Source organism: Bradyrhizobium nivariense (assembly GCF_029846695.2).
In the GTDB taxonomy this organism is placed as follows: domain Bacteria; phylum Pseudomonadota; class Alphaproteobacteria; order Rhizobiales; family Xanthobacteraceae; genus Bradyrhizobium.
In genome coordinates this window covers 78,546-103,337 of the sequence record NZ_JARWCR020000008.1, presented here as the reverse complement: position 1 = coordinate 103,337, position 24,792 = coordinate 78,546, and the positions used below count along the sequence as shown (strand labels likewise).

General features: G+C 62.9%; 21 protein-coding genes and 1 pseudogene. 15 read left to right on the top strand and 7 right to left on the bottom strand.

The window, feature by feature from the left end; genetic code table 11:
• Positions 1 to 6: 6 nt before the first annotated feature.
• The 4 genes from QCM77_RS09420 (at position 7) to QCM77_RS09405 (ending at position 5,025) form a co-directional block, all read left to right on the top strand.
• Positions 7 to 1,101, top strand: coding sequence for an ABC transporter ATP-binding protein (locus QCM77_RS09420; protein ID WP_279683031.1), 1,095 nt, complete (start codon positions 7 to 9; stop codon positions 1,099 to 1,101).
• Entirely contained in the window at positions 1,091 to 2,191 is a 1,101-nt protein-coding gene (locus QCM77_RS09415) for a polyamine ABC transporter substrate-binding protein (RefSeq protein WP_279683030.1), read from the top strand. The genes QCM77_RS09420 and QCM77_RS09415 overlap by 11 nt, the downstream gene beginning before the upstream one ends.
• 7 nt (positions 2,192 to 2,198) lie before the next feature.
• Positions 2,199 to 3,902, top strand: coding sequence for an ABC transporter permease subunit (locus QCM77_RS09410; protein WP_279683028.1), 1,704 nt, complete (start codon positions 2,199 to 2,201; stop codon positions 3,900 to 3,902).
• A gap of 268 nt (positions 3,903 to 4,170) precedes the next feature.
• Positions 4,171 to 5,025: a MetQ/NlpA family ABC transporter substrate-binding protein gene (locus QCM77_RS09405; RefSeq protein ID WP_279683027.1), complete on the top strand. Its 855-nt coding sequence runs from the start codon at positions 4,171 to 4,173 to the stop codon at positions 5,023 to 5,025.
• A gap of 51 nt (positions 5,026 to 5,076) precedes the next feature.
• On the opposite strand, the gene QCM77_RS09400 is transcribed toward QCM77_RS09405, so the two are convergent.
• From QCM77_RS09400 to QCM77_RS09375, 6 genes are all read right to left on the bottom strand, one after another.
• Positions 5,077 to 5,481, bottom strand: a complete 405-nt coding sequence (locus QCM77_RS09400) for a DOPA 4,5-dioxygenase family protein (RefSeq protein WP_279683026.1) — start codon at positions 5,479 to 5,481, stop codon at positions 5,077 to 5,079.
• Between the two features lie 9 nt (positions 5,482 to 5,490).
• Positions 5,491 to 6,306: a serine O-acetyltransferase EpsC gene (epsC, locus tag QCM77_RS09395; protein ID WP_279683024.1), complete on the bottom strand. Its 816-nt coding sequence runs from the start codon at positions 6,304 to 6,306 to the stop codon at positions 5,491 to 5,493.
• Positions 6,307 to 6,380: 74 nt separating this feature from the next.
• On the bottom strand, positions 6,381 to 7,583 hold the full coding sequence (locus QCM77_RS09390) for an acyl-CoA dehydrogenase family protein (RefSeq protein ID WP_279683022.1): 1,203 nt from the start codon (positions 7,581 to 7,583) through the stop codon (positions 6,381 to 6,383).
• A 258-nt stretch (positions 7,584 to 7,841) separates the two neighbouring features.
• Entirely contained in the window at positions 7,842 to 8,669 is an 828-nt protein-coding gene (locus QCM77_RS09385; protein WP_279683020.1) for an HAD-IIB family hydrolase, read from the bottom strand.
• 62 nt (positions 8,670 to 8,731) lie between these two features.
• The gene (locus QCM77_RS09380; RefSeq protein WP_279683019.1) at positions 8,732 to 9,526 is read right to left on the bottom strand and encodes a sulfurtransferase; all 795 of its coding nucleotides are present in this window, start codon (positions 9,524 to 9,526) and stop codon (positions 8,732 to 8,734) included.
• Positions 9,527 to 9,740: 214 nt separating this feature from the next.
• Complete coding sequence (locus QCM77_RS09375) at positions 9,741 to 10,475, bottom strand: GntR family transcriptional regulator (RefSeq protein ID WP_279683017.1); 735 nt, start codon at positions 10,473 to 10,475, stop codon at positions 9,741 to 9,743.
• 92 nt (positions 10,476 to 10,567) lie between these two features.
• On the opposite strand from QCM77_RS09375, the gene QCM77_RS09370 reads away from it, so the two are divergent.
• From QCM77_RS09370 to QCM77_RS09320, 11 genes and pseudogenes are all read left to right on the top strand, one after another.
• Positions 10,568 to 11,446, top strand: coding sequence for an ABC transporter ATP-binding protein (locus tag QCM77_RS09370; protein ID WP_279683015.1), 879 nt, complete (start codon positions 10,568 to 10,570; stop codon positions 11,444 to 11,446).
• Positions 11,443 to 12,444 (top strand): ABC transporter substrate-binding protein, encoded by a 1,002-nt coding sequence (locus QCM77_RS09365; protein WP_279683013.1) that lies wholly within the window; start codon positions 11,443 to 11,445, stop codon positions 12,442 to 12,444. Before QCM77_RS09370 ends, QCM77_RS09365 begins: the two co-directional genes overlap by 4 nt.
• An 8-nt stretch (positions 12,445 to 12,452) precedes the next feature.
• Positions 12,453 to 13,202 carry an ABC transporter permease gene (locus QCM77_RS09360; protein ID WP_279683011.1) on the top strand — a complete coding sequence of 250 codons (750 nt, stop codon included), beginning with the start codon at positions 12,453 to 12,455 and terminating at the stop codon, positions 13,200 to 13,202.
• Between the two features lie 30 nt (positions 13,203 to 13,232).
• Positions 13,233 to 15,605 (top strand): PHP domain-containing protein, encoded by a 2,373-nt coding sequence (locus QCM77_RS09355; RefSeq protein ID WP_279683010.1) that lies wholly within the window; start codon positions 13,233 to 13,235, stop codon positions 15,603 to 15,605.
• A gap of 548 nt (positions 15,606 to 16,153) precedes the next feature.
• A pseudogene (locus QCM77_RS09350) lies at positions 16,154 to 16,657 on the top strand (TauD/TfdA dioxygenase family protein); the annotation flags it as partial.
• A 58-nt stretch (positions 16,658 to 16,715) separates the two neighbouring features.
• A complete protein-coding gene (locus tag QCM77_RS09345) occupies positions 16,716 to 17,081 on the top strand; it encodes a TauD/TfdA dioxygenase family protein (RefSeq protein ID WP_462804306.1) in 366 nt (121 codons plus the stop codon).
• Positions 17,082 to 17,162: 81 nt separating this feature from the next.
• Complete coding sequence (locus QCM77_RS09340; protein ID WP_279683006.1) at positions 17,163 to 18,830, top strand: ABC transporter substrate-binding protein; 1,668 nt, start codon at positions 17,163 to 17,165, stop codon at positions 18,828 to 18,830.
• A gap of 62 nt (positions 18,831 to 18,892) precedes the next feature.
• Entirely contained in the window at positions 18,893 to 19,816 is a 924-nt protein-coding gene (locus QCM77_RS09335) for an ABC transporter permease (RefSeq protein ID WP_279683005.1), read from the top strand.
• Complete coding sequence (locus QCM77_RS09330) at positions 19,813 to 20,712, top strand: ABC transporter permease (protein WP_279683004.1); 900 nt, start codon at positions 19,813 to 19,815, stop codon at positions 20,710 to 20,712. Before QCM77_RS09335 ends, QCM77_RS09330 begins: the two co-directional genes overlap by 4 nt.
• Positions 20,709 to 22,448, top strand: coding sequence for a dipeptide ABC transporter ATP-binding protein (locus QCM77_RS09325; protein ID WP_279683003.1), 1,740 nt, complete (start codon positions 20,709 to 20,711; stop codon positions 22,446 to 22,448). The genes QCM77_RS09330 and QCM77_RS09325 overlap by 4 nt, the downstream gene beginning before the upstream one ends.
• Positions 22,445 to 23,845 (top strand): NtaA/DmoA family FMN-dependent monooxygenase, encoded by a 1,401-nt coding sequence (locus QCM77_RS09320; RefSeq protein ID WP_279683002.1) that lies wholly within the window; start codon positions 22,445 to 22,447, stop codon positions 23,843 to 23,845. The genes QCM77_RS09325 and QCM77_RS09320 overlap by 4 nt, the downstream gene beginning before the upstream one ends.
• On the opposite strand, the gene QCM77_RS09315 is transcribed toward QCM77_RS09320, so the two are convergent.
• Entirely contained in the window at positions 23,823 to 24,677 is an 855-nt protein-coding gene (locus tag QCM77_RS09315; protein WP_279683001.1) for a transglutaminase-like domain-containing protein, read from the bottom strand. The two genes, QCM77_RS09320 and QCM77_RS09315, sit on opposite strands and share 23 nt — an antisense overlap.
• Positions 24,678 to 24,792: the final 115 nt, after the last annotated feature.

Sequence of the window (24,792 nt, the reverse complement as noted above, 5' to 3'; positions counted from 1 at the left end):
TCGAGCATGGCAACCGGGGCGGCAGTCGAGATTCAGGCGTTGGCAAAGCGCTTCGGCGACGTTGTCGCGCTCGACGATGTGTCGCTGGACGTGCGCCCCGGTGAATTTCTGGCGCTGCTCGGGCCCTCCGGGTCCGGCAAGACGACAGTGCTGATGACGATCGCGGGCTTCGAGCGCCCGGATGCCGGCCGCATCCTGATCGGAGGGCGTGAGATCAGCGGACTGGCGCCGCACCGCCGAGACATCGGCATGGTTTTCCAGCGCTATGCGCTGTTTCCCCACATGACGGTGGCAGAAAATCTGGCTTATCCGCTGCGTCGCCGCGGCGTGGGGCGGTCCGAGATCATCCCGCGCGTCGAAGAGATTTTGCGCTTGATCAAGCTCGAGGGGCTTGGCGGTCGAGGCGTGGACCAACTCTCGGGCGGCCAGCAGCAAAGGGTCGCGCTTGGCCGAGCGCTGATCTTCCGCCCTTCCGTGCTGTTGATGGACGAGCCGATGAGCGCGCTGGACAAGAAGCTGCGCCAGCACATGCAGACGGAGCTGAAGCTGCTGCATCGCGCTCTGGGGACCACCATCATCCTGGTGACGCATGACCAGGAGGAAGCCCTTTCAATGGCGGATCGGGTTGCCTTGCTGGACAAGGGACGCTTGCGCCAGATCGGCACGCCGGTCGATCTGTACAGGAACCCAGCCGATGCTTTCGTGGCGGATTTCATCGGGCGCACAAATTTCCTGCCTTTGACGGAAGCCGATCCGGCGCGGGTCGCGGGATTTGCTACCATCCTGGGGCCGGCTCTGGCGGCGGACGGCCGCCGTCCGGCCGCCTGCTGTTGTGCCGGAGTGCGGCCTGAACATATCGAGATCCTTTCACCGGATGCGGACGGCGAAGCCTGTCGGGTGATAGAGGTCGCGTTCGGCGGAGCCTCACAATCCGTGCTGGTGGAGGCTGCCGGCCATCGCATCACGGCCGACATGCCGGCCGGTCCGCGGCTTTGGCAGGCGGGTGACGCAGCGCGCCTGCGTTTTCACCCGGGCACGGTTCGCATCTTCGATGTCCGCTCTCATCCCTCCATCTTCAGGAACACAAACAATGACGATTGATTTGACGCGCCGCCAACTGCTCGCCGGTACGGCTCTCGCCGTGGGTGGTCTCGCTCGCCCCGCGATTGCGCAGACCAGTTTAGGAGGAAGTGGCTCCGTCGTCGTATACGACGGCGGTGGCAGCATGGGAGCGGCCCAGCGCAAGGCATTTTCCGAACCGTTTGAAGCCGAAACAGGTATCAAGGTGATTCACCAGCCCGGTGTCAACGCCGGCGTTCAGCGCGCCGCGATCCTGGCTGGAGCACCAAAGCATGATGTCACCAACATCTCCGGCGGTGCATTGGGAGCCTTCGATCAGGACGGGCTGCTGCTGCCGCTGGACTATTCGCTCTGGACGGAGAAGGACCGTGCCGGTTTCGATGTGGTGGCCGCGAGCCGTACCTTTGTGCCGGCGATGATCTATTCGATGCTGATTGCCTATGATGAAAAGCGTCACGCGGCGCAGGCACCGCAGAGCTGGGCCGACATTTGGGATGTTCGCACGTTCCCGGGCAAGCGCACGCTGGCGGCCGGGACGAATGCCGCGGACGGAGCCACCTACGAAATCGCGCTGCTGGCCGATGGTGTGCTGCCTGAGAGTCTCTATCCGATCGATTGGCCGCGGGCGCTCAAGAGCCTCGATCGGTTGCGCGCTGACGTGGTGAAATTTTGGGGTAACGGCGCGGAGTCCGTGCAGTTGCAGGTGGACAAGCAAGCCAGCCTCGGCAGCGCGTGGAACGGGCGGATCGACGGCGCGAATGACCAGGGGGCCAGCATCGGCAAAAGCTGGAACCAGGGCATCTTGCAATGGTCCGCCTGGGCGATCCCGAAAGGCACGGCCAATGTGGAGAATGCGCAGAAGTACATCGCCTTTATGAGCCGTCCCGAACCGCAGGCACGGTTTTCAGAGCTGATCACCTACGGACCGACAAATTCGCTGGCGTTCAACCATATTCCGGCGGAGCGCGCGAAATTGCTGCCGACCGCGCCAGCGGTGAAGGGCAAACAGATCGTGCAGGACTATACGTTCTGGAATGCCACGGACGGTACGGGACAGACCGGGTTGCGGCGCGCCGTTGCCGAATGGGAACGCTGGGTGGCCGCGCGCTGAAAGCTGCATGATGACGGGCATTGCAACACGGAGGCTCGGCCTGTTGCTACCGGTGTTGGTCGTGCTCTCCATCGGCTACTTGGCACCGATGGCCGCCATTGCCTGGACCAGCTTGCACAGAGTCGGGCATCTGAGTCTGGGTGCCTATGTCGAGGTGCTATCCTCTCTCACGTTCCTCCGGATATTGCTGCGAACCTTGTCGATCGCCGGCATTGTCACGGCGATCTGCGTGGTGTCAGGCTATCTGCTGGCCTACTGGGCCGCCACGCGGGCGCGTAGCTGGGCAAGGTCGATCATGGCGCTAGTGATGGTGCCCTATCTGACCAGCGTGCTGATCCGCTCCTATGCCTGGATCGTCATCCTGGGCGGTGACGGGCTGATCAATCACACATTGTTGGCGCTGGGGCTGATAGAGACTCCGCTGCCGCTCGTGTTCAGCAGCACGGGCAACATCATCGGCATGGTACATATTTTGCTGCCATTGGCCGTGCTCCCGATCTATGCGGGCATGCGGCAAATCGCACCGTCGCTGCTTCTGGCGGCACAGAGCTTGGGCGGCGGAGCCGCCAGCGTGTTCGTCACCGTCTTCCTACCATTGTCGATACCGGGCGTTGTCGCGGGTGCTGCGCTCGTGTTTCTCAGCGCGGTCGGCTTCTACATCACGCCTGCATTGCTTGGCGCGCCCGGCGATTACCTCATGGCTCAGGCCATTGAGGTCCGGGTTTCGACATTGGCGGAGTTCGATGTTGCCGCCGCCCTGGCGTGGTTGCTGCTGCTTCTGGTTGGAAGTGGCCTGATCGTCTTTAGCCGGCAGATCGTGCCATTGCCCAAGGAGAATGCGTCGGGCAACTCACGGCACCGTCGTACAGGAATAGGCCTGGGATTGTCGGCACCGAGGCCCCTGATTGAGCTCGCAGAGGCGGGGGGATGGGTGCTGGCGCGATTCCTGCCGGTGGCGGCGATCGCGTTGCTTGCCTTTCTGCTCGCGCCGATGGTCGTCGTGCTCCTGATCGCCTTCAGCAATGCCCCGTATCTCACGTTCCCTCCGCCCGGCTATTCCTGGCGTTGGGTGCAGGTCTTTGTCCACGATGGGCAATGGCTTGATTCCCTGTGGTTCAGCCTGCGCTTAGCGGGAGCGGCGGCGCTGACCTGCCTCGCTGTTGGCACGCCGTATGCGCTGGCGCTGACCCGAGGCCATTTCCGAGGGCGACGGCTGCTGTGGTTGCTCGCAGTGTCGCCGATGATTTTGCCGCACATCATCATCGGTCTCGGGTTCTTCTTCGCTGCGGTCGCTATCGGCATGAACGGCCGGGCCGCCAGCTTCTGGCTGGCGTATACGGTGATCGGCCTGCCCTATGTGGTGATCATTCTCGTATCGGCGTTGGGTCGGTTCGACATCAACCTGGAACGTGCCGCGGTGAACCTGGGAGCATCGCCCCTGACGGCCCTTGCGACGATCACTGTGCCGATCCTGGCGGCGTCTTTTGCCGGCGCTTTTCTTTTTGCCTTCCTCGCCGGCTTTGACGACCTCATCATCAGCCTGTTCCTGAGCACGCCGCGCGGCACCACCATCGCTATTCGTATATGGGAAGATATTCGCCTGGAAATCAGCCCGAAGACGGCGGTGGTTGGCTTGTTTCAGGTGGGCGTGGTGCTGATCGGCCTGGCTGGCATGACCATCATGCGCCACGTGCGCCGCCCAAAAGGCTGAAGTCTTCCGAGACAGCAATTCGAAATTGATGCGATGAGTCCCAGCGTGAGTCACGGCATTTGAGCAGCGCGTCAGCGACCAACGAGACGGGACGCTCATCGGATTTGACAAAACGAATAGAACGAAAGGATGTCGCTGTGCGGACACTTGCAGTCAACGGTTTCTTTCGCGCGCGCGTCGAACTTTGGTTTTGCCTTTCATTGTGCAAGACAGGATTCATCCTCATTATCGCCGTCCTCTCCTTAAGATATGCACGGCAGGCTTAATCATGAATTTATCGACCTTCGCTCTCAATACTCGCGCTCTCGTTCGTAGATCAACGCTTGCGTGCGCGGTTCTTGGATTCGCCGCGACCGGGACGCTTGCAGCGTCGCTTTCGGTCGGGGTCGCGACAATGCCGACGAACGGGGCTCTCGACATCGTCGTCGCCAAGGCGAAGGAGCAGGGGCTTGACGTCAAGATCATCGAGTTTAGCGACTGGTCCACGCCCAACATCGCCGTCTCCAACGGCGATCTCGATCTGAATTACTTTCAGCATCTGCCGTTTCTCGAAGATTCGATCACGAAAGGGCGTTACAATCTTGTCCCGGTCGGTCTCGGCTATGCCACCACGAACGGCATCTATTCCAAGAAGATCAAAAGCCTCGCCGAGCTGAAGGATAATGCGACGATCGCCATCGCCAACGACGTCATCAATACGGGCCGTGCCCTGTCACTGCTGCAGGAAGCCGGTCAGCTCAAGCTCAAGCCGAATGTCGGCTACCGCGCCACGATCGCTGACATCGTGGAGAATCCCAAGAAGCTTAAAATCGTTCAGGTCGATGGGCCGCAGATCTCCCGCGCGCTGGATGATGTCGATGCGGCCGTGACTTATCCAGCTTTCGCCAAGCTGGGCGGCCTCGATCCCAACACTCCGATTGTCCTGGAGAAGCCGAACGATCTCTATGCGCTGCGCTTCGTCACTCGTCCCGACCGCGCCAAGGATCCGCGGATCGCGCAGTTCATCGAGATTTACCAGACGAGTCCCGAGGTCAAGCAGATCCTGAAAAAGTATTACGGCAACGTCATTTCGTTCCCGTGGGAGAACGAGCAGGCGCCGGCTTCTGCGGCAGCCACGCGCTGATCGACGGAACACTCCGCGTCGTGGTGCGGAGCTTACTCATGGCCGCGGCCATCAAGGGGCGATGGTCGGCTGTGTGTTCGGGGTAATCTCCGACATCGGCTCGGCCCGCTCCGATAAGGGTTCAGCGTTGAGCTCGAGTATCTCGCCCAGCCACATCGCATGGGTCAAATGGTCGGATCGCGGTTGTCCCGTGTCGGGATGGATGAGCAGGGCCAGGCCGCGCCGGTTGATCATGAGCCATGGCACAAACCGGGGAAATTCGGCGACCGCGAACGCCACCTGATACATCGGTCTGGTATGCGGCCCGACCAGCCGATCATGCCAGCGCCCGAGCAGAACCGGGAAACGCTGGGCAATCTCCTCGCGGAGGATTTCGGCGGCGTGGCGCTGTTCGGGGCCGTCGAAATAGATATGAGCGTGGTAGCTCTTGATCGTATCGAGCGGTTGAACTGTCATAGATTTCGCCTAACTCGGCAATCGCTGGTCCATCGCGAACGCTGGAACATCGCCGCTGGTCGATCCCACCACGATTGAGGGGACGCCGACAACCGTGGACCGCGCCGCGACCGAATTTATCACCAGGCTGCCGGCCCCGACCTTTGCGGCGGCACCCACTTCGATGTCGCCCAGGATGGTCGCACCCGCGGCAAGGAGCACGCCCTCGCGGATATGCGCGTGTCGCCGGCCGGCGCGTTTGCCGGTGCCACCGATCGTGACCTCGTGGAGCATCGAGATGTTGTTCTCGAGCACGGCCGTTTCTCCGATCACCACGCCGAAGCCATGGTCGATGAAAATGCCCGTTCCGATCGAGGCCGCCGGATGAATATCGATCGAAAACCGTCTTGATGCGATGCTCTGGAACAGCAGCGCCATGTCGCGCTTGCCGTGGACCCAGAGATGGTGCGCTGCGCGATAGATCTGGAGAGCGCGAAATCCCGGATAGAACAGAAACGGTCTCAACACCCCGTCGGCGGCGGGGTCGCGCTCGACAATGGCGGCGAGATCGAGCGCGGCTGCCATGGCGATATCGTCGTCGTGCTCAACAATGTGCGCAATTGTGGTTGACAGGAAGGTCGGCGGCAAAGGCGGATCGGCTAGGCTGCCGACGATGCAAGCCGTCAAGGCGTCTTCGAAACGGGCATGCGCACAGACATACTTGTCCACGAGCACCGAGAGAGCGTGCTCGGTGCGAGCCAGTTCGGTCGCCTCGCTCTGCAAGGACCGCCAGATCGCGTGAATCGTGGCGGAGTTCTCGTCAACAGTACGCAGGCGATGATACAATTGCGCCTCCCGGAAGTCTGTCTTGAGTGGCTGCGGCCTTCGCACTCCGTCTGGCAGGTCGCGTTTGCGTAATGTCAGGTGTAGAGCGGGTCTGAGGTGATCGTTCCGTTGATCGCGAAGTTGCCAACCTCCCGCGCCTTGTAGGCGACCGGATCGTGCAGCGTGTGGGTTCGGACGTTGCGCCAGAAGCGATCGAAACCGTAGCGAGCCGAAGTCGATCGTGCACCCATCAGTTCGAAGATGCGCGAGGTGACGTCGAGTGCGACACGCGTGCTGTTGACCTTGGCGGCGTAAACGACGGCAGCTGCCGCGGAGCGTTGCGCCGATGTCAGAGACGCGCCACGCAGAAGAGCGCTCTCGATTTCGCCGGCCGCCTGTTCCGCCAGAGCGATGCTCGCGCGGACGTCGGATTGCAGATTGCCGTAGAGCTCGAGGACATAAGGATCGTCGCTGGCACGCTCCACGCCGGACGTCTGCCACGGCTTGCCCTGCGTACGCACGTATTCTGCGGCCTCCGTAAGCGCGCCTTCGGCAGTCCCCAGATAGAAGTTCACGAACAACAATTGATGGATCGGAACCACCAAATTGACCAGCGCAGGCAATGGCTCGTCCGACTTTGGCGGGAACGTGCCCAGAATGTCGTCGCGATCGACGCGGACGTTGCGAAATTCGATGCTGCCGCTTTCAGTCAATCTCTGACCGAATGCGTCCCAGTCGTTGCCGTGTACGATTCCTTCGCTTTGACCGGGTAAAGCGATCAGGACGATCGCCTCGCCGAATGCTGCACGGAGCGTGATCCGGTCGGCCAGCGACGCATTCGACGCAAAGGTCTTGCGCCCATTCAGGCGGAAGCCATCGCCATCGACGGTGAGCACCGTGAGAGCGTCGCGGGGATTCGATGCGCCGCCCCAGAACCATTGCTGCGCAACGGATTGTCGGACCAGCCGATTGCGTTGCTCCGTAGTGGAACGCCAGAATGCGCTGTGCGAGAGAAGGTAGTGATAGCTCAGGATCTGCGCGATCGACGTATCGGCGCGTGCAAGCACGCGGGCCACCCGAAAGGCATCCGTGAAGGTGGCGCCGCCGCCACCGGCGTCTGCCGGGTTCAGCAGAGTCAAAAGGCCGGCGTCCCGCAGCCAGGACAGCTCGGCGCGCGGCGGTGCCGCAGCTTGTTCGCGCGCGACGGCGGTTTCACGTAGACGCCCCGCCACCCGTTCGGCGGCCGAAAGCCAATCGATCGTGACAGGCGACGCGCGATGGAGAGAGGCATGAGTCATGAAGGTCGAAATCGTCCGGGAGAGAGGGGCATTATCCAATGCACGCTATTGCGTGTTCATCCTGAGGGTCAATTTTCTATTTTGAACATGCGGTAGGCAAAAATTCGAAAGAGGCGCGACCCAGAAGAACGCAGTGCTGGACGACATACGTCCGTCAGTGCTCTGCCCTAGATTGGTGCAGAAGTGGCGTCCAGTACTGGGGCCGGACGCTCGCGATCGAATTGCGCCTGAGCGGTGCCAGCTCTTGCTGCGGTAGACCTATACGCCGTCTCGCGCTGCAATCACCGCGTTCACCATCTCGACGAAGCCTGCACCGCCTGGCCCGTCTGTAATCCAGGCTGGAGGCGTCGGAATGTCCTTGAGGTAACGCACCACCGTGCTGACGCCCACAGTATGGCGGAAGAAATCGAACATCGGTGCATCGTTGGTAGAGTCTCCGATATAGAGAACGTCGTCGGGTTCGCGGGTGATGTCGATGCCGTAGACCTCTGCCAGCACGCGTCTGGTCATCAAGAGCTTGTCGTAACCTCCGAGCCAGCCGAGCACCCAGAGATTGTTCACAGTGACGTCGGCGCCAGCGTCGCGCAAGGCGGCAACAATGGCCTCGCGTGTGGCCGAGCTGTCGGGCTGGACGAATGCTACACTTGTCAGGCGAAACGGCTGGTCTTCTGCAAGGGTTGCGCCGGAAACGGCCGCGTGAACTTGCGTGCCGATTTCGGCGAGCCGATCCGCAACTGATTGCAGATGCTCCACCGGATGCCAGAAGCTGCGCTCCAGTCCTTCGTCATGATCGCGGCGCCGGAAGAAGAATCCTCCATTCTCGCCAATGACGCCGTCGATGGGCCACATCCGTGCCATCTGATCGCACCAGCCTGCCGGGGCGGCGGTGACGGGAATGACGCGCACTCCGGCCTGTTGCAACCGCTCGAGCGCCGAATAGGTTTGGGCCGCAAGGCGTCCCCCGAAGGTGAGAGTTTCGTCCATATCGGTCAGGACGAAACGAACGCTGCGAAACGCTGAAAGTTCTGCTTTGGAAAGTGATTGCATGGAACCCGGCACGAGAAGAGGGAAGCTCTTTGGTTTCACGACGGCGTCGGTTACTGCGGCTCCCGGGTTTGCGCTCGGGCTCCAGAGCGCGGATATCCGGGCTAATCTGGAGCGATGAGACAGCTCTCGTCCTTTGCCCAGTCGGCGAAGCTGAGATAGTAAGCTCGGACATTGTCATATCCGGCCCGCGCTGCGGCCGCGGCAGCGAGGGCGGCGCGGCCGCCGCCATCGCAATGGGTGACCACATGATCACCGGGCTGAAAGCCCGCCTCAGCTAGAAGACCGCGAAGTTCGTCCGCATGCCTCAGGCGACTGTTGTCGAGCAGGCTCGCATGCGGAAGGAGCTGTGCACCGGGCAGATGGCCGCCGCGCGCATTACGGCGAAGATCCGTGCCGGTGAATTCATCTGCGGTTCGGGCGTCCAAGATCCGAACGCCATCCAGCTGGGCTTTGAGAGCTTGTCGATCGACGAGCCCAACCGATCCTGACCCTGGACGGGCCCGAAAGGTCGTCGAAACCGACGGTTCGACCGCCGCCGTCAGCAGGTCTTCCTGCTCCCGGATCCCGGGCCATCCGCCGTTCAGGATTAGTGTGTCGGCTCCGAAATATTGCAGGATGAACCAAACGCGTGCGGCCTCCGTCATGCGTCCATCATCGTAGACAATGGTGGGCTGGCGAGCGTTGACGCCGAGCGCCGCAATCGCGCGCTCCCAATAATCGACATTCTCGAAGGAGGTCTCGCCCGACCTCGCCGCGGCCTCCCAAACCTCGATCGGCACCCGGGCCGCTCTCGCGGGATGACTGGCCGCGAAGGCCGTAGGTTCGCGCACGTCGAGAAGACGGAATGCCTCAAGAGACGATAGTTCGGTCGCTTCGATAATGGGATCGTGCGGCATGGTACTCCCTCGGCTGATACATCAACGTTGCATGCTCTGTCGCACGATCCCGACAAGACCGCCGGATCGGCGCCGTCTCGGCACCATTTGCCGGCAATCGTCGCTACCTGGCTATTCCATAAAATGCCGAAATCGGGGATTTAACTGCCAGCAAGCGGCACAGATGTGGAAGGTGCCGGCGCTCCGTAGTACGTCGCGCCGGCCCAGCGATGTCTCATGCCGTCTCGCTGAAGATCCCGTTCAACACGAACTTGTAGCGCTCCGGCCGGATGAAAAAGGTCGAGTGCTCTGCACATGCGCCGTCCCTGAAATACGAGGTGCGCTCCATGGTCAACAGCGCGGCGCCTGCTTCGGTGTTCAGCGCTTTTGCGAGCTCCTCGCCGGCGATCTGCGCACCCAGCTCCATCCTCGCCTGAATGACAGGCGTGCCGGCAATGGCCGCGACCACCGAATAAGTCGGCGTCCGTTCGATATCAGCGCGCTTCAAGTCTGACTTGTCCGTTCGTAGATAACTGCGGCCGAGGGCAATCGGTTCGCCGTCGATGAGATGCAGCCGCTGAAGCAGCAGGCATTCCCGGCGCGCGCTCCCGAACAGCGGCCGCAGGCCCGCGGGCGTTGCCACCACGCGCAGAGCCGTGACGCGCATGGTGGCGTTCAATCCCTGTCGGCGCAGCGTCTCGTGAAAGCTGCGCAGCACATTCAGTTCATGCCGCACCTGCTTGCCTGCGACGAAGGTGCCTTTCCCCTTCTTCCGGTCGATCAGGCCGTCCCTGTCGAGCTCCTCGAGAGCGAGGCGGACGGTGACCCGACTGACGTCGAACCGTGCTCCGATCTCGGCTTCGGAGGGTAGGCGGCCGGAAGGCTCGAACCGCCCATCGGCGATCTCACGACGTAACCGGTCCGCAATCTGCTGGTAAAGAGCTGTCGCATTTTCTCTCACGAGAGACATTCTGTTCTCATTCCGGATCACGAGAGGGGCGGATCTTTTGTTTTCGGGGTCTTGGGGCGTGCTCAGTTGCGGCGGTGCGAACTTGTATCATAATGTATTACATGCTCGCTTTACAGACCAGACCCCAGGCCCCGGTGCGGGGCATCGCCGCTCCGGCCGCGCGTCGCGGCGCGTCTTTCGTCGTCGACGGGATGCAGTTCGCTTATCGGCCGGGGCAGGACATCTTCCGGAACGTCTCGTTGAAGGCGGCGCCCGGCGAGTTCGTGGCGTTGCTGGGCCCGTCGGGCTGCGGCAAGACCACCTTGCTCAACCTGCTCTCAGGCTTCCTCGCCCCCAACGCCGGCGTCGTGACCATCGATGGACGCGCGGTGAGGCCTGAGCTCGATGAGCTTGGTTACGTGTTTCAGGCGCCGAACCTCTTTCCGTGGCTGAGCGTACATGAGAACGTCCGGTTCGGCCTTCGCATGGCGGGGCGGCTTGATCGCGACGAGCAGAAACGCAAGGCGCTCCAGTATCTCGATTTGGTCGGCCTCTCCGATGTGGCCGACGAACTGCCGAATCGGCTCTCGGGCGGCATGCAGCAGCGCGTGGCTCTGGCTCGAGCCCTCGTGCTCGAGCCGAGGCTGCTACTGATGGACGAGCCGTTCGCAGCGCTCGACGCGATCACACGCGGTGCCATGAACGAGGAACTACTGCGGCTGTGGTCGACGCTCGGCCAGACCGTCCTCTTCATCACCCATGACGTGGAGGAGGCGGTCTTTCTCGCTGATCGCGTGATCGTACTCGGCTTTCCTCCCGATGGCATCGACAGTGAAATCGTCGTCGATCTGCCACGGCCGCGCGAGCGGCGTGGCATCCGCACGCTGCCTCGGTTTGCGGAGTTTTGCGATGTTCTCCTGCAGCGGATCGCCGGCGTCATGGAGGCGCGGTCGAGACCGCCCCTTGCTCCCAAAATAGAGTCAGTTCGATGATCAGATATCTGTTGTGTACGATGATCGCGATGTCCGCGGTGAGCGGCCCGTTGTCGGCGCAGAGTCCGCCGGCCCCGCTGCGCATCGGATGGGTTGCGGCGATGGCCAACGCGCCGGCGCTGATCGCGGACCAGAAGGGATTTTTCGCGCAGGAAGGCCTGAAGGTCGAACTGAAGCCGTTCGGCGATGGTCCGGTGATCCAGCAGGCGATGGCGAGCGGCGATCTCGACGTTGGCTATATCGGCGCGCCGCCGGTCTATCAGTGGTTCTCCCGTGGCCTCGACAGCCGCATCCTGGCGAAAGTCAATTACGGTCAGGCTGCAATCGTCGCCAAAGCAAGCGGGCCGATCGCAGACCTGAGCGACCTGCGCGGCCGGAGGCTCGCCGGCGTCGCGCGCGGCAGCGGCATGGACGTGCTGCTGCGTGGCTACGTGCTGAAAGATGCTGCGGCTCTCGATCCGGAAACCGACCTGTCGCTGTCGCAACTGCCGGTCGGCAACATGAATGCCGCGCTCGACACCGGCACGGTGGATGCGGTGTTCTCCTGGGAGCCTTTCGTCAGCCAGGCGCTGCTTCGTGGCAGTAGCCGCCTTGTGTTCGACGTCAACGCCGCCATTCCAGGCTATCCATGGTACGTCGTGATGGCGCCGATCAAGTCGCTCAAGGACCGCCCCGACGACCTGGTGAAGCTGTTGCGCGCGCATCGCCGGGCGATCGCCTTTCTGCGCGATCATCCTGCCGAGGCGGACCAGATCATCGCCCGCGAATTCAAGCTCGAGGTGGTGACGACGCAGGATGGCAAGACGATTCCGCCGGAAGCGGTCGTGGCCGAAGCGCGCAAGCGTCTGGGTTGGTCCGATGAGCTGACCGCATCGGACCGCGCCTTTATCCAGCGCCTGATGGACTATTCGCGTGACCTCGGCTTTCTCACGCGACCGCTGAAGGTCGAGCAGATCGTTGACGACGGCCCGTGGAAACGCGCGGTCGAGCAGAATTGACGTCGTCGATGAGCCTGCCGAAACCATCGTGGAGTTGGGCCTCGCTGCCGGCCCTGCTGCTGGTCTGGTGCATCGCGGCGAGTCGCCTGCCGCCTTACGTGCTGCCGCAGCCATGGGAGGTCGCGGCCGAGGCGCTGCGCTGGATCCGAAGCGGTGATCTCGGCCGTCAGATCGGCGCAAGTCTCCTGCGCGAGGTCGGCGGTTTCGGCGCCGCGGTCGTCGTCGCGTTGGCGATCGGGACCGCGGGCGGACTGTCCGAGCGTTTTCGAGCCTTCGCTTCACCCCTGGTCGGCCTGTTTATGGCCATTCCACCGATCGCATGGGCTCCGCTCTGCCTGATCTTCTTCGGGCTCGGCTATTTCGCTATTGCAGTGGTCATCTTCATCGCGTCCGTGTTTCCGATGGCTGTCACCATCCAGGAGGGCGTGCTCGGCATCGTCGGCGGCCAGGTTCGCGCGGCGCGCACGCTCGGCGCGAACCGAGTGCAATTGTTGCGTCACGTCTATCTGCCGGCGTCGCTTCCATTCGTGACGGCAGCCCTGCGCATCGGCTTTAGTCAGGCCTGGCGTGCGCTCGTCGCCGCAGAGATGATCGGCGCGTCGCAGGGGATCGGCTGGATGGTCGCCATGGGTGGCCAGGTCGGCAATGCCAGCCAGGTGCTGCTCGGTATCGCACTGATTGGCCTGATTGCGTGGCTGGCCGAAACGATCGTGTTTCGCCGACTAGAGCGTCACTACCAGGCCTGGCGCACGTCCTGACCTCCGAACATGTTCCATTGAGAGTATCGCATGACCGCACAGACTGATCCGCGCGCCCGCGCCGGGACCTATATCGCTCCGCAGGGCCTGTATGAGCAGAACAAGGCGCTGCCGTTCCTCGGACGGGTGAGTTGCAGCCGCAAGCAGCTTGTTGCCGGCGAATGGACCGAGCTCGAACTGGTCTACGAGGTCGGCGCGGTTGGCCTTGCCGATGGTGCCTGGCTGAAGCTTGCCTTCAAGTTCTATTCCGACTGGGCACTGTTCCAGACCTCCGATCCGTCCGGGGCCAACTACGTTTCCGCCGAGTATCACGCCGGACCGCTGCGGCCTGGGCAAAGCCCGTCGACGGTACAGGGGCTTAAGGTGCGCTTCGACCAGAAAGGGCACGAGCGCCCGTTCCAGAAAGCCATCATCATCGACGTCATCGATGGCTATCTCAATCCCGGCGACCGCATCGTGATCCGGTTGGGGGACCGCCGCCAGGGCGGCGGTGGCACCCGCGTGCAGAGCTTTGTCGAGAAGAACTTCCGCTTCCGCATGTTCATCGATCCTCTCGGCAGTTCGAAATTCGCCGAGGTGCCCGGCGATTGCATTCTCGACATTGTGCCCGGGGCGCCGTTGGCGTCGGCGCTTGTGGTGCCGCGGCTGGTGGCACCACTGTCTGCGTTCGACGTCGTGGTTCGTCTGGAGGATGTGTGGGGCAACGTCTGCCGCGACCAGGCACCGCGCGGCGAGTTGCACCTCATCGACCTCGCCGGGGGCATGCAATCGCAACCGCTTGAGTTCTCACGCGACGGATGGAGCGTCGCGCGCGTCCGCAATGTGCGATTGGAGTACGAAGGCGAGTGGCGGTTCGAAGTCCTGGTCGAAGGGATCGCCACGCCCGCGGTTGGCTTTGTGCAGGTTGAGCCGCTCGCACAGGCGCAGCGTCCACTCTACGCAGATCTCCATGTGCATTCCCACGACACCGTGGGCACCAACGATACGTTCTACAATCTCGCCTATGGCCGCGATGTCGCAGCCCTCGATATCCTCGGCTATACGGTCAACGACTTCAACATCAAGCAGGCGGACTGGGAGCGGGCGGTCGAGATCATCGCCGGACTGAACGAACCGGGCCGGTTCGTCTGCTATCCCGGAACGGAATGGTGCGGCAATTCCAGCGCCGGGGGCGATCGCAACGTCGTGTTTCTGGGCGAAGGCAAGCCGCGCTTTCCGTTCGACGCGGAGGGCCGTTCAGTGCGCTCATTCGAATGGAACGAGTTGACTGCCGGGGCCATCCGCCCCGGAGTCTGGCCGGTCGACGAGCTCTATGCCGCCTATGCAGACGATCCGGAAAACCATCTCCTGATCCCGCACGTGGGCGGACGGCGCTGCATCCTCGACTGGCATCAGCCTGAACTGGAACGTCTCGTCGAGGTGGGCTCGTCCTGGGGGCAGTTCCACTGGTTCTACACCGACGCCCTGTCACGCGGCTATCGTGTCGGCGCGTCCGCTGCGGGTGATGAACATCAGGGACGCTGCGGCGGTGGTGCGCCGGCCACGGCCGTGTTCGGCTCGCGCGGCGGATTGACCGGTGTTCTCGCCGACAGCCTAGATCGCGCGAGCGTCGCCCGCGCACTCCGGGCACGGCGCACCTTCGCAACCACGGGCGAGCGCAGTTTTGCGAGTCTCAGGTTCGGTGCATCCTGGATGGGCGAGGTCGTCTCCGGCAAATTGAGCGAGCCTCTGATCTACCGGCTGCTGGGCGATCAGGGCTGGGAACAGATCCAGCTGTTCGATGCGGATCGCTTGCTCTGGTCTCGCGATTTGAACGCGGACGTCGGGCTCTCCGAACGGACGGTGAGGGTGCGTCTTGCCGGCGCGCGCATCAAGGACCGCTATCGCGCTGCCAATTGGGTAGGCGAGATCACGGTGACCGGCGCTGCGATTTTGGATGTTCGCGGCGTCGGCTTCGACCATCCCGAGCAGCGTGCCTGGCGCAAGGACGTGACAACCGTGGGGTTCACCACGGCGACCCACGGGGACACGGATGCCATCGAGCTGACGCTGTCCAGCCTTGGGGGCGTCGAGATCGAGGTGCGCGGAACCATAACCGGCTATGTGAAAGTCGGAGACGCGCTGAATCCGTCGCCCCATGTCCACGCTCCGCGGTTCGGCCTGAAGGTCACTGGCGCCGAACTTGTCGAAGGCGGCCGCACGTCTACGCTCAGCGGGGTCGAGCTCGAGGTGGCCGTCGAGCGCATCACCGATCGCGCACTCCCGCGCGATGCCGGCGGCGAGATCGATCTGTCGTCGCTTGGTCTCGTGAAAGGCGTTGAGCATCCCCTGTTCATCACCGCGCGACAGCGCGACCAGTCGCGGATTTGGACCTCGCCGATCTTTTTAACGCCAGTTGGTTGATGAGCCGCCGTACGGTGAGCGGTCAGCTCCGCAACCAAGGCCAGAAAAAAAGCCGAGCTTGAGGTGGTCGCCCCGTTATACCCGGATCCAACCCGGAAGGGGGCGCCCGCAGTCGCTCGACGAGCTGTGTCTTGCCCGTGCCGTTGGCGCCCATCAGGCCGACGATCGACAAACGCACCAGATTGCGTGGTTTGACCTTTCAAAATGAGACTGGGCAGAAGATCCCCGTCGAGTTGAGTGTCATTGGTGCAAGGGATTTTCCGGCGTCCGATTCGTCGGCGACGCGAGCATTCAATCGTTGGTGGACCCGAGACGTTGTGATCGATGTCGCTCGGCGCCGGCGATGCTCGCGCCCCGTTCAACAGCTGCATGCACCACGAACGCTCCGTAGGACAAAGCGTTCGTATCCTTCGCTTCGCAAAATACGGATCGGATGCTGATCGACGCTGCGCGACGAGAGTTTACTTATTTTTGGAGTAAGCTTGACTTGACGTCTATGCGGCTCGACGATTTCACGCACGTTGCAGAATGATGGAAGGATCGCGGGGATGGCCGTTGTGTTGGAACAGTCGGTTGCTGAGACGGCAAAGTCACATCAGAATTTGTCCGTCCGTCCTTACAAGCCGCTGATCGGCGCAGTGATCGAGAATGTGGATCTGACGAAACCGCTCAGCGATCGCAACAGGGAGGATCTGAACCGGGCCCTGGTCGAGCACGGCGTCATCTTTATCCGCAATCAGGCCTTGAACGATGCCCAGCATGTCGAACTCGCCAGCATCTTCGGCAAGCCGATCCGCAAGAACATCTACCTCCCGTCGGTGAGCGCGTTTCCCGAGATCGAGGTGATCGCCCACGACGAGCATACGAAATCGGGCGGCACCGACAATTGGCATGTTGACGTCTCCTGGCAGCGCGAGCCACCCAAGGCCACGGTGCTGCATATCAAGCAGGTTCCCGCCGGTGGTGGCGGAGATACGATCTGGGCCTCGTCGTCCGCGGCCTATGATCTGCTTGATCCCGATCTCGCCCGCTATTTCGAGAAGCTGACCGCGGTCAATACCTTCGTGGCTTCACCGAAGAAGGCGGCGTTGTCGGATCTCCTCTCGGGCTATGCCGCAGGACATCGGGAGACGGCCGAGGAGGGGTTGGCGCGAGTCCACGAGGCCAAATTCGAGGTTTCCGCCGATCGAGGTGCCCGTCGTCAAGACGCATCCCGAGACCGGCCGCAAGCTGGTCTTCGTCAACGAGGCGCACACCAGTCATCTGCTCGGCGTGTCCAAGACCGCAAGCCAGAGCCTGCTGAATTATCTCTACGACCTGATCAAGACGCCCGAAATTCAGGCCCGCTTCGAGTGGCAGGAGGGTGACGTCGCCATCTGGGACAACAGGCAGGTCCAGCATTACGCGGTGCGAGATTATGGCAAGGCGCCGCGCCGCATTCATCGCGTCACGCTGGAATATGACGGCGTGTTCTAGGTGGCAGCCACGAGAGCTGCGGTGCCAACTGCGAGCGCAGTCGTGCGTCGGTGAATTCCCTGGTTTTTGGAGCGTTGTTGAATGAAGTCGTTCGCTTATGTTTCTGCATCGCCGATCGGCGTGCGGACGTGGCGCGTGCGCGTCGCCGGGCTCGGCATGGCCGTTGCCGTCGCTATCTGCGGAGCAATGGCTCCAGCGCATGCAGCCGAGGATGAAAAGCGTGGTGGCACCATCCGCTACGGCCACTATCAGGAACCGGGCTGCCTCTACGCCGGCTGGGTGCAGGCCGGCTACATCCAACGACAATATGCCGACAATCTGGTGGCGCGCGCGCATGATGGTCGCATCGTGCCGTGGCTCGCGACGGATTGGTCGATCTCGGAGGACAATCTCACCTACGTCTTCAAGATCAAGCCTGGCGTGGCCTTCCATGACGGCACCGTCCTCGATGCCAAGGCAATCGTCTATAATTTCGACCGCTGGCTGTCGAATGATCCCGATAAGGTCAACCGCAATGGCAAACTCTACATCGGTGAATATATCCGCAGCGTCACCGCGTCGGAGCCACTGACGCTTAAGATCGAGCTGAGCCGTCCCTACCAGCCGTTCCTTACCGTGCTGTCGACCTATTTCTTCGGCATCCTGTCGCCGACCGCGCTCGAGCTCGGGCCGCAGGCGTTGTGCGAAAAACCGGTCGGCTCGGGCCCGTTCTACGTCGAGGCCTGGAACCGCGGCCAGAACGTGATCCTCAAGCGCAACCCAAACTACAATTCCGCGCCGGCCACGGCGAAGCATCAGGGGCCGGCCTATGTCGACGGCATCGTCTGGAAATTCCTGAAGGACAACACCGTCCGCTATGGTTCGCTGGCCAATGGGGAGTCCGACGCGATCTACGATATCCCGGCGGTGGATTGGGGGGAGGCGCAGAAGCGCTTCACTGTAATCCAGGACATCACCGGCGGAACACCGACGCGGCTCCAGCTCAACACAGCGCGTCCGCCGTTCGACGATGTCCGCGTTCGACGCGCCTTCGCGCAGGTGTCCGAGCGAGGCAAAGCTGTCGAGGTCGCCTTCCACGGCTCGATCCCGTTCAATGGCAACGGTGCGCTCAGCATCAGCACGCCGGAGCATCTCAAGGAACTCGCGAACTCCTATCCCTACGATCCCGATGCCGCCAATCGCCTGCTCGACGAAGCCGGCTGGACGGAGCGGACCCGCGACGGTGTCCGCACCAAGGACGGCAAGCGGCTGACGGTACGGCTGCTCTATGCCGGCGGGTCGCTGATCTCGAGCGATGGCATCGTGGTGTTGCAGATTCTCCAGGATCAGGCGCGTGGCGCCGGCTTCGATGTCGTGCTGAAGCCGATCCCGCAGGCGGACTGGTTCGCCGGCAAGGGGCGCGGCATCGAGGATTACGAAGCGCAGCCGGCCTATTGGGTGGCGTCCTCGGCCGAGATCCTCAAGATCTCCTGGCGACCGGATCAGGATGGCGTCGTCAACGCCAACAATGCCTCGCGCTTCCAGCCGCCGGAGCTCTGGAAGCTGGTCGAGCAGGCGGACCGGACCTTTGACGACAAGACGCGCCTTCCGCTCTACGAAGCTGCCCAGCGCATCATCGTGGACAATGCCGCGGTGGTCGGGCTGTTTCCCCTAACGGTGTCGATCGCGAGCCAGCCCAAGCTGAAGGATGTCTGGATTTCGAGCCCGGTCAGTGAGCCGGTCTTTCACGACGCGCATTTCGAGAAATGAGCGCGATCGTTCACGGACGCCAGGCCGGCATAGTTAGCGCTTGGCGAAGCAGGCCCGGCCGCGTGGCGCGACGGTTGCTGGGCGCCATCGCCGTGTTCTGGGCGGTGGCAAGCTTCACCTTCTGCATTCAGGCGCTGCTGCCCGGTGATCGCGCCGAGCTCATTCTCAACGTCGCGGCCGGCACCTTTACCCAGCCGACCGCGGCGGAGCTTGCGAAGGTCAATGCGAAATACGGCTTCGATGCACCGGTCGCCGTGCAATATCTTCGCTATCTCGCCGGTCTGGCGCAGGGCGATCTCGGTGAGTCCTATCAGACGCATCGGCCGGTCCTGTCGATTATCATCGAACAGGTCCCGCCGACGGTCGAGCTCACACTGTCGGCCCTTGCCCTGGCCTGGATCATCGCAATCTTTCTGACGGTGCCGACCGCCGGCCGGCGCGATCCGGTCTCGCGCGCGGTTACGTCCTTTCAGGTCGCGGCCGCCGTGTCGCCTCCCTATTGGATCGGCACGATCCTCCTCGTGGTGTTTGCCTTGAAACTGCGGTGGTTGCCGGTCGAAAGCGGCACCGGACCGATCGGCCTTGTGCTCCCGGCGCTTGCGCTCGCCATTCCGCTCTCCGGTTTCATCGGGCAGATCATCCGGGAGGAGTTTTCGCGTGTGCTCGACCAGCCCTTCGTCACGTCGGCGCGGATGCGCGGCATGAGCGATCTCGGCGTCAGATTGTTTCACGCGCTGCGCCATGCAGTGCTGCCGGGCGTCACATTGTCGGGCTGGGCGCTCGGCGCGCTGTTCTCGGGAGCAGCCGTGATCGAGACGGTGTTCGCAAGGCCAGGTCTCGGTGGATTGCTGGTGTCGGCGACCTCAGCCCGGGACGTGCCGCTCGTCACCGGGATCATCGTGGCGTCGGCAGGCATGTACATCATCGCCAACCAGCTCGTCGACCTTGCCTATCCCATCATCGATCCGCGGCTGAAGGCGACATGACCAGCACGAGTGACTTTATTTCCGATCGCGCCTTTCTGCCGTCCCAGCTATGGCGCGGCATTGCCAATGCCGTCGTGCTTGCCCGCAGCGTTCCCGCCGGCGTGTATCTGGCGGCCGCGATCATCCTTCTTTACGTCCTTGCGGCGTTAACGCCGACGCTGCTTCAGACCCATGCGCCGTTCCGTACCGATCTCGACGCGACGCTGCAGTCGCCCTCGCTCGCACATTTGTTCGGCACCGACCAGTCTGGCCGCGACCTCTACTCGCGGGTTATCGAGGGCACGCGCCAATCGCTCGCCATCGGCGTCGGCGCCACGACGCTGAGCATGACCCTCGCGCTCATCTTCGGTGTCTCGGCAGGGCTCGCCGGCGGCGCCGTGGACGGCGCGATCAGTCGCTTCCTCGAAGTGCTGTTCGCCTTTCCCAATCTGTTCCTCGGCCTGCTGCTGATCACGGTGTTCGAGGCGACAACGACGACGCTCATCATTGCGGTTGGTGTCGGCACCGCACCCGGCTATGCCCGCATGATCCGCGGCCAATTCCTCACCGTAAAGCACGCAGGCTATGTCGAAGCGGCGCGTGCGCTCGGCCATCCTTATTGGCGTATCGTGCGCCGTCACATCTTTCCGAACGCCATGCGGCCGCTGGTCGCGATGATCACGCTTGGTTTGGGCCAGTCGATCGTATGGGCCTCCAGTCTTGCCTTCCTCGGGCTCGGCGTCGCACCGCCATCCCCGGAATGGGGCGCGCTACTCGATGCCGGCCGTCAATATGTCACGCGTGCGTGGTGGCTCGAAGTAATGCCGGGCCTCGCGATTATCGCTTTCGCACTATCGGTCACGACGATCGGCCGTTACCTCCAGCAGCGCCTCGAAGGACGGGCGAGGGCACTGTGACGATCATCCCCGCGCCGGCCGCGTTCGTCTCCGCCGATGGTTCCGTGAGTTCGGCCGCCGTGCCGTTGCTCGAAGTCGAGAACCTCAAAGTATCGTTCGGTCGCGGGCCGCATCAGGTTGATGCCGTGAAGGGTGTCTCGTTCAAGCTCGAGCAGGGCCGTTGTCTTGCCATCGTCGGCGAGTCCGGCTCGGGCAAGAGCGTGACCGCGCGCAGCCTGGTCGGCCTGCCGGGGCCCGGTGCGATCCTGCACGCCGACCGCCTGGCTTTTGCCGGCCGTGAACTCGGCCGCCTGAGCAACCGGGCGTGGCGGGCCTTCCGGGGGAAGGACATCGGCTTCGTGCTCCAGGATGCGCTAGTGTCGCTCGATCCGCTGCGCCCGGTGGGCGCGGAGATCGCCGAAGGCCTGCGCCTGCATGGCGAGCTGCGTTCGCGCGCGGAGCGCGTGCGCCGCGTCGTCGATCTGCTCAAGCTCGTCGGCGTCCCGGATCCGGAGTTGAAGGCGCGCCAACTGCCGCAGCAGCTCTCCGGCGGTCAGCGCCAGCGCGCCCTGATCGCATCCGCGCTTTCGCTCGATCCGCGGCTCCTGATTGCCGACGAGCCGACCACCGCGCTCGACGTGACCATCCAGGCGCAAGTCTTGGCCCTGCTCGAGGAAACCCGCGCGCGCGGCAAGGCGCTGATCCTGATCAGCCACGACCTCGCCGTGGTCTCGCGGATGGCCGACGAAGTTCTGGTCATGCGCGATGGCGAAGTCGTCGAGCGCGGTCCCGCAGCGCAGATCTTCGGTGATCCACGTCACGAATACACCCGCCGGCTGATCGACGCCATTCCGTCGGCCCATTCACGCGGCAGCCGCCTCGCTCCATCATCCACGCCGCGCTTCAGCCCGAGCCACGTGGACCATGGTGCCGGTGATGGACCAGGACCTGAGATCCTGCTGCGGGCCGATGGCCTGGTGAAGCGTTTTAGGGGACCGGAGGGAGCCCTGCATACGGCCGTCGATGGCGTCTCCTTCGAATTGCGCCGCGGCGAGACGCTCGGCATTGTCGGCGAGTCCGGCTCCGGAAAGTCGACGGTGGCGCGCCTTGCGATGGCGCTGGAGACGCCGGACGAAGGGTCGATCGAATTGCTCGGCGAGAGTTGGAGCGCATCGCCGGAGACCAGACGCCGCAACAGGCGGCGCGCCATCTCGATCGTTTACCAGGATCCGCTGAGTTCGTTCGATCCGCGCTGGACTGTCACGCAGATCGTGGACGACGCGCTGCCGGACGACGAGCCCGACCGGCGTGGCCGCATTGCCGAGCTGTTTGGGCTGGTGGGCTTTCCGGCTTCGCTCGCGCACCGGCGGCCGCTCGAACTGTCCGGAGGCCAGCGCCAGCGACTGGCGATCGCGCGCGCCGTGGCGCCGCGGCCGCGTGTGATCGTCTGCGACGAGCCGGTATCCGCACTCGACGTATCGATCCAGGCGCAGGTGCTCGATCTGCTCGGTGACCTCAAGGCGGCGCTCGGCGTCAGTTATCTCTTCATTTCGCATGACCTCGGTGTCGTGCACCACATCAGCGATCGCGTGCTCGTGATGAACCAGGGCCGCGTCGTCGAAAGCGGCGAGGCGGACGAGATATTCCTCAGTCCGCGCGCCGAATACACCAAGCGCCTGGTCGCTTCCGTCCCGCGTCTTGTACGCGGCGAGGCCGCGAGGGGGTCGTCCATCCGCGTCGAGGGGAGTTCCGCATGAGTGCACTGCATTTCAATGCTTTTGTCATGAACACGGTTTCGCACATCCAACATGGATTATGGCGTCATCCTGATGCACGGCAGGCGGATTTCGAAGACGTCAACGTCTGGATCGATCTTGCCAGGACGCTGGAGGCCGGGCTGTTCGACGCGATCTTCTTCGCAGACGTCGTCGGGGTCTATGGACCAGTCGGCGGGGACTACACGGTCAATGCGCGCGAAGGCCTTCAGATCCCGACCAACGATCCGTCGGTGCTGCTCTCGGCGCTCGCCGTCAATACCGAGCATCTCGGGCTCGCCTTCACGAGTTCGGTCCTGCAAGCCCACCCGTTCGAATTCGCGCGGCGCGCCTCGACGCTCGACCATATCAGCAAGGGCCGCGTGGCCTGGAACATCGTCACCTCGACCCAGGAGAGCGCCGCCCGCAATTTCGGGCTCGACCGGCTGACAGCGCATGACGAGCGGTACGAGTGGGCGGACGAATATCTCGAGGTCGTTTTCAAGCTGTGGGAGGGCTCGTGGGACGACGGAGCGCTGCTCAAGGATCGAAAGCGCGGCATCTTCTCCGATGCCAACCGGATTCACCGGATCAATCACGTCGGTAAGCGCTACCGGGTGGATGGGCCGCACCTGCCGTCGCCTTCGCCTCAGCGCACACCGCTGCTGTTCCAGGCGGGATCGTCGACGGCCGGCCGGGCCTTCGCAGCCCGCAATGCCGAAGCGCAATTCATCTCGACGCCGAACCCGCGCACCGCCGCCGAACTCATCACGGAGACGCGCGACCTTGCCGAACGCGCCGGACGACGGCGTGACGACATCAAGTTTTTCCAGGGCTTCGCTTTCGTGATCGGCAGCACCGAGGAGGAGGCGAAGCGGAAGGAGGCCGAGCTCGACAGCTATGTCAGCATCGACGGCTTCCTCGCCCATTCCAATCTCGGCGTCTCCCAGGACGACGGCCGGCCGTATCCGCCGGAGACGCTGCTGAGGGATATCGAGACCAATGGTGGCCGCAGCCACATCGAATGGCTGCGCAAGCGCGAGCCCGGCCGCGAGCCGACGGTCGGCGATCTCGGCCGCCTCGTGGCGCAACGCCACCCGCGGCTGGTCGGAACGCCGGAGCAGATTGCGGATGCGCTGACCGAATGGCAGGGGGCCGGCATCGACGGCGTCAACCTGATCAACTGGACGATCCCGGGCTCCTATCAGGAGTTCAACGCGCATCTGCTTCCAGAACTGCAGCGTCGCGGCCTTGCCAAGCGCGAATATGCAAATGGAAGCTTGCGCAAAAAGCTGTTCGGGCACGACCGGCTCGACGAGCGTCATCCGGCCGCGCGTTGGCGCGGTGCCTTCACGCCGCGCCTGGCGGCGGCGGCTCCTATGGTTCCTGCTGGCAACTGAGCCCGGCGTTGAACACCGTGCCTGGTACGTTAACCCGCTCGTCACTGTAGAGCGTTGTGAGTTCGTTGACGTTAGAGTCAGGCTCGCGGCTGACAACGGCCAGCTGGTCGAAAAAGGCGAGATCCAGCTCGCTGTCCCGGGGACGCATTGCTCCCCAAACGTCCCATGGCAGCATCTCACGGTTGTTCAACGCAGCAACGTCGCGGATGATATTTCCTGCGATAAACCAGAGACCGCGCATGTTAAGAATGCCGAATTTACTTGGATCGGCCTTTCCACTACGGCAGAGCGACCAAGCGTCACCCGCAACCACGAACTGATCTCTTGAGATATCCGCTGTATCGAACTCGATGCCGAACAGCTCGCGTTGACGATCATCGATCTGGCAGTCAAATAGTATCCAGCATTTCCTTTGTTCGTTCCAGTATTCAGTCACCCAATGATCGAGATATTTCCGTTCTTCGAAATAGGCGCCGAAGCCACAGCGGGCGCGCGCCGGAATATCTTGCGTACGTAACATGGCCACGTGAAGCAGCGCGAAGTGCCGACAGACACCTACCTGTCGGTCACTCGTCGCGCGTGCGATGGAAATCGGTCGACCGTCATGCGCAACGATGTCATCCAGAATCGTCTCGACACGGCGAACATGCGATTGAGCTTGGCGGTCGGGGCTAAGCGTCACGCCGTAAGCAGCGGCAATATGCTGGTGAATCAGCAGCCCCTGAACGGTCCGCGCGAGTGCGCCGACGTCGCATGGTAAATCGTCAAAAAGAGCAGCGTAACGCCCGGGGTCGGTCATGGCAGTTGGTTTCATGTAACGATCGAGGTTCACGGGTAAATCTCCCGGATCAATTGCTGATGATGCCAAGCCGTCAGGGGATACCCTACTGCAACTTTCCCTACACCCAAATAAACAAGCTTCACGTCCGTTTGTGACCCGAAGGCGA